The organism is Micromonospora sp. NPDC002411 (assembly GCF_053592955.1).
Map to the genome: position 1 here is coordinate 1 of NZ_JBSFBM010000462.1, position 4,177 is coordinate 4,177.

Genomic DNA, 4,177 nt, shown 5'->3' on the forward strand with positions numbered 1-4,177 from the left:
CCGAACGCACGGGCCGCCAACAAGGAACGCGTCCGCCTGCACGAGCGGGACCGCGAATGGCTCGCCGCCTCGCCGTTCTGCCTGGTGGCCACGGCCGGCGCGGACGGCAGCTGCGACGTCTCCCCCAAGGGCGACCCGGCGGGCTTTGCCCTGGTGCTGGACGACACGACCATCGCGCTGCCCGAGCGGCCGGGCAACAAGCGGGCCGACGGCTACCACAACATCATCGACAACCCGCACGTCGGGCTGCTCTTCATGATCCCCGGGCGGACCGACACGCTACGGATCAACGGGCGGGCCCGCCTGGTCGGCGACGCGCCGTGGTTCGACGACATGGTGGTCAAGGGGCACCGGCCGGTGCTCGCCGTGGTGGTGGAGATCGAGCAGATCTTCTACCACTGCGCGAAGGCGTTCCTGCGGTCCGCGTTGTGGAAGCCGGACACCTGGCAGCCCGACCTGCTGCCGTCCCGCGCACACCTGATCAAGGAGGTGGAGGCGCCGTCGGAGAGCCTCGAAGACCTGGAACGGCACTACGGCCCGGAGTACGCCAAGAAGATCTACGTCTGATCACCCGGCCAGGTCAGGCCGACCAACCGGCGGGGTTGCCGAACGACTCCCGGGAGATGCCGGAGCCGGTCTCCGGCCACGAACCGAACCGGTCGTTGTGCAGGTGGGCGAAGAAGTAACACATGCTTTCGCACTCGGCGTCCGGCAGGGCCATGGCGGGGTCGGCGCGCACCGTCTCGTAGTACGCCCGGCCGAGCGCGACGATGAAGCCGCGGCAGTAGAGGAAGCCGTCGTCCGACCCGTCGGTAACCTCGTGGATGTCCTCCCGATCGATGTCGTACAGCTTGCGCTCCACCACACGGTCGAGGTCGGTCAACTCCGGCCCGGTCAGCTCGGCGCACAGGTGCCCGAGCCGGTCCAGGAACCGATCCAGCCAGTCGTCGATCGCGTAGGACGGGTCGTCATCGTCATCGTCATCGTCATCGTCGCCGTCGTCGCCGGCCGGGTCGCGTTCGACGAGGGCCTGCCGGAGCGCGGCAGGCTCCGCGCCCAACTCGGCCCATGCCGACTCGATGAGTGCCCACAGCCGGGCCTCGTCGGCGGGAGTGGGCAACGTGCCAGGGGCATCAGTGGTCACGGTCACCGATGGACCGTATCCACCACCACCGACGCTTTCAGGACCCCGAGTCGGCCGAGATCATCCACAGGTGACCGTCCGGATCGGCGAAGACTCCCGCGTACCCCCAGGGTTGTGCTGTCGGCTCGGTGACCACGTCGGCGCCGGCGGCGCGCGCCCGGTCGACGACCGCGTCCGCGTCGGCGGGTGTGGCGACGCCGAGGTTGAGCACGCACTCACTCTGCCCCTTCGGCGCGACCTCGTGTCGACCGATGACCCAGCCGAAACCCCCGGTCGGGACGAGCATCAGCCGCAACCCGTCGTTGACCACGAACTGCAACGGCTCCGGAATGCCGTCGTCGGCCACCTCGCCCACCGCGTCGAGACCGAGGCCGTCCGAGTAGAAGCGGTACGAGGTGGCCCGGTCGGCGATGGGCAGACTGACAATCACCGGCGCGAAGGTCATGGGCGGACGCCTCCGAGATGTAGAACGATCGCTGTCGCAGGACGAGCCACTCTGGACGATGACCTGCCGAGCCACAATAAGCCGTGGCAGCGCGCACCGCCGCTCCTTCATGCTGTGCGGCACCAGCGCAGCAGGAAGGAGCACGCGCATGCGGAAGATCCCGACCCTGTTCCGACGCGACCCGGAGGACATGCGCCGGGTGACGTCAGATGTCCACCCGGACTGCCGGTGGGTGCTCGACGGCGAGGGAGTCGCCACCCGGAAGTACGACGGCACCTGCGTCATGTACGACGGCGAACGCTGGTGGGCCCGGCGTGAGGTCAAGCCGGGCAGGACCACGCCGCCGGGGTACCAGCCGGTCATGACCGACGACGTGACCGGCAAGACCGTCGGCTGGGAGCCGATCGAGCAGTCCGCCTTCGCCACGTTCCACGCTGAGGCTCTCGGCGCGATCGTCGACCAGTTCAGCGGCCCACAGCCTGGCGCCACCTACGAACTGGTCGGGCCGAAGGTGAACGGCAACCCGGAGAAGGCCACCGGCCATCAGCTCGTCCGCCACGGCTTCTGCGCCCCCGGGGACGACGAGGAACTGCGCAGGGCACCGCTGGACCACGACGGGCTGCGTGAATGGCTGCTGGGCCACCCGGGCTGGGAGGGCGTGGTCTGGCACCACCCGGACGACCGGATGGCGAAGCTCAAGCGTCGCGACTTCCCGGCGACCCTGCCAACCCCTCGCTGATCGGGCGGTGCCAGGCATGAGCGTCGACGCCGACTGGCTGTCCGACACCCGCGCGTCCTACGACACGGTCGCCGTCAGTTACGCGCACCTGGTGCGCGACCTCCTGGCGCAGTCACCGTACGAACGGGCGGCTCTGGCGTTGTTCGCCGAACTCGTCGACGCGGCCGGAGGCGGGTCGGTCGCCGACGTGGGCTGCGGAACCGGGCGCATCACCGCCCACCTGCACACGCTCGGCGTCGACGCCTTCGGGATCGACCTCTCACCCGGGATGATCGCGGTGGCCCGCCGTGATCATCCCGGCCTGAGGTTCGAGGTCGGCTCGATGACCGACCTCGACCTGGCCGACGGGTCGGTCACCGGCCTGATCGCCTGGTACTCACTCATCCACATCCCGGACGACCAGCTCGGCGCGGTGCTCGCGCACTTCCGCAGGGTGATGCGTCCCGGTGGTCCGCTGCTGCTCGGCTTCCACGTGGGCGACGAGACGACCCGCAAGACGGAGGGCTACGGCGGCCACCCGATGACGGTCGACGTGCACCGTCGCCAGCCCGACCAGATGGCGGCCCGGCTGCGGACGAGCGGTTTCCGGGTCGAGTCGCAGACGACCCTCACCTCGCCCGAGAGCAAACTCGGAGGGATCATCTTCGGAAGGCGCGAACCCTGACCCGTGCCTCGTGCAGCGCCGTCACGCTGCGCCGCCCACTCGACGGAGGCGTGATCGACCTCGGGAAACGGCGAAGCCCAGGCCAATGACCTGGGCTTCCATACCGAGCCGCCTGACGGAATCGAACCGTCGACCTACGCATTACGAGTGCGTCGCTCTAGCCGACTGAGCTAAGGCGGCAACGATCAGCAAGTGTACGGCACCCCGAGGCCGCCAGCCGAACGGGATACCCCCACACCGTCCGCGCGCACCAACCGGACATCAGCCGCTATCTGGACGTTTACCAGACAGCGGATGATCGGGACCGGGACTACGCTGCGGCGGGTGAGCGACGAACGCGACCACCCCGGCCACCCGAACGACGCCACCGAACGCCCTGATCCGGTACCGGCCGAACGCGCTGCCCACCGGCCGAGCAGCACCGACCCGCTTGAGCTGGGCTTCACGCCCCGCAAGCCGGTGCCGTGGCTGGCGCCGTTCCTGCTGATCAGCACCGGCATCCGTACGCTGCTGGCGGTGCTGTTCGGGGCGTACCTGGACAAGCGCGAGTTGCAGAACGCGTTCGACGACGGCGTCTTCCGCCAGGTGGGGCCGGACGGCGGGCTGTGGCTGGACTACGTGGCGGACCTGGGCGACGGCTTCAACGCCACCTACTCGGTGGCGTACCTGCTGGCGCAGCCCGAGCTGACGGTGGACGGGCACCGGCTGCCCCGGGCGCAGACGCTGGTGATGGGTGGCGACCAGGTGTACCCGTCGGCGGCCTACGCCTCGTACGAGGACCGGTGCAAGGGGCCCTACCAGGCCGCGCTGCCCGTGCCGCCGCCGGAGAAGCCCACGCTCTTCGCGGTGCCGGGCAACCACGACTGGTACGACGGTCTGACCGCGTTCCTGCGGTTGTTCGTCCGCTCCCGGGACCGGAACTTCGCCGGGTGGGGCACCGGCCAGTCCCGGTCGTACTTCGCGGTTGAGCTGCCGGCGGGCTGGTGGCTTCTCGGTGTGGACGACCAGTCCGGCTCGTACCTGGACGACCCGCAGTTGGCCTACTTCGACGAGGTGGCCCGGCGGCTCGGCCCGGAATCCAAGGTGATCATCGCAGCGCCGGCGCCGACCTGGGTCAAGGCGGCCGACAGCCCGACGGCGTACGACTCGATCGACTACTTCATCCGGACGATCATCGATCCGACC

The 4,177-nt window shown here is 69.5% G+C and carries 5 protein-coding genes, 1 tRNA gene and 1 pseudogene; 4 read left to right on the forward strand and 3 right to left on the reverse strand.

Features of this window, described 5'->3' with window-relative positions:
- On the forward strand, positions 1-567 hold a 567-nt coding region (locus ACWCO3_RS32175; protein ID WP_450013657.1), incomplete at its 5' end, for a pyridoxamine 5'-phosphate oxidase family protein.
- Positions 568-580: 13 nt separating this feature from the next.
- Here ACWCO3_RS32175 and ACWCO3_RS32180 read toward each other — a convergent pair.
- A complete protein-coding gene (locus tag ACWCO3_RS32180; RefSeq protein ID WP_450013659.1) occupies positions 581-1,150 on the reverse strand; it encodes a DUF4240 domain-containing protein in 570 nt (189 codons plus the stop codon).
- A 31-nt stretch (positions 1,151-1,181) separates the two neighbouring features.
- Complete coding sequence (locus ACWCO3_RS32185) at positions 1,182-1,589, reverse strand: VOC family protein (protein ID WP_450013661.1); 408 nt, start codon at positions 1,587-1,589, stop codon at positions 1,182-1,184.
- A gap of 148 nt (positions 1,590-1,737) precedes the next feature.
- Between ACWCO3_RS32185 and ACWCO3_RS32190 the strand changes: the two genes are divergently transcribed.
- Together ACWCO3_RS32190 and ACWCO3_RS32195 are read left to right on the forward strand one after the other, a co-directional pair.
- Entirely contained in the window at positions 1,738-2,328 is a 591-nt protein-coding gene (locus ACWCO3_RS32190) for a hypothetical protein (protein WP_450013663.1), read from the forward strand.
- Positions 2,329-2,344: 16 nt separating this feature from the next.
- A complete protein-coding gene (locus ACWCO3_RS32195) occupies positions 2,345-2,992 on the forward strand; it encodes a class I SAM-dependent DNA methyltransferase (protein WP_450013665.1) in 648 nt (215 codons plus the stop codon).
- 106 nt (positions 2,993-3,098) lie between these two features.
- On the opposite strand, the gene ACWCO3_RS32200 is transcribed toward ACWCO3_RS32195, so the two are convergent.
- Positions 3,099-3,172: transfer RNA gene (locus ACWCO3_RS32200), tRNA-Thr, on the reverse strand.
- Between the two features lie 114 nt (positions 3,173-3,286).
- On the opposite strand from ACWCO3_RS32200, the pseudogene ACWCO3_RS32205 reads away from it, so the two are divergent.
- Positions 3,287-4,177, forward strand: a pseudogene (locus ACWCO3_RS32205) (metallophosphoesterase); the annotation flags it as partial.

Coding starts and splice junctions, on each gene's coding strand:
- ACWCO3_RS32195 (WP_450013665.1), top strand. CDS start 2,345: ATGAGCGTCGACGCCGACTGGCTGTCCGACACCCGCGCGTCCTACGAC.
- ACWCO3_RS32190 (WP_450013663.1), top strand. CDS start 1,738: ATGCGGAAGATCCCGACCCTGTTCCGACGCGACCCGGAGGACATGCGC.
- ACWCO3_RS32185 (WP_450013661.1), bottom strand. CDS start 1,589: ATGACCTTCGCGCCGGTGATTGTCAGTCTGCCCATCGCCGACCGGGCC.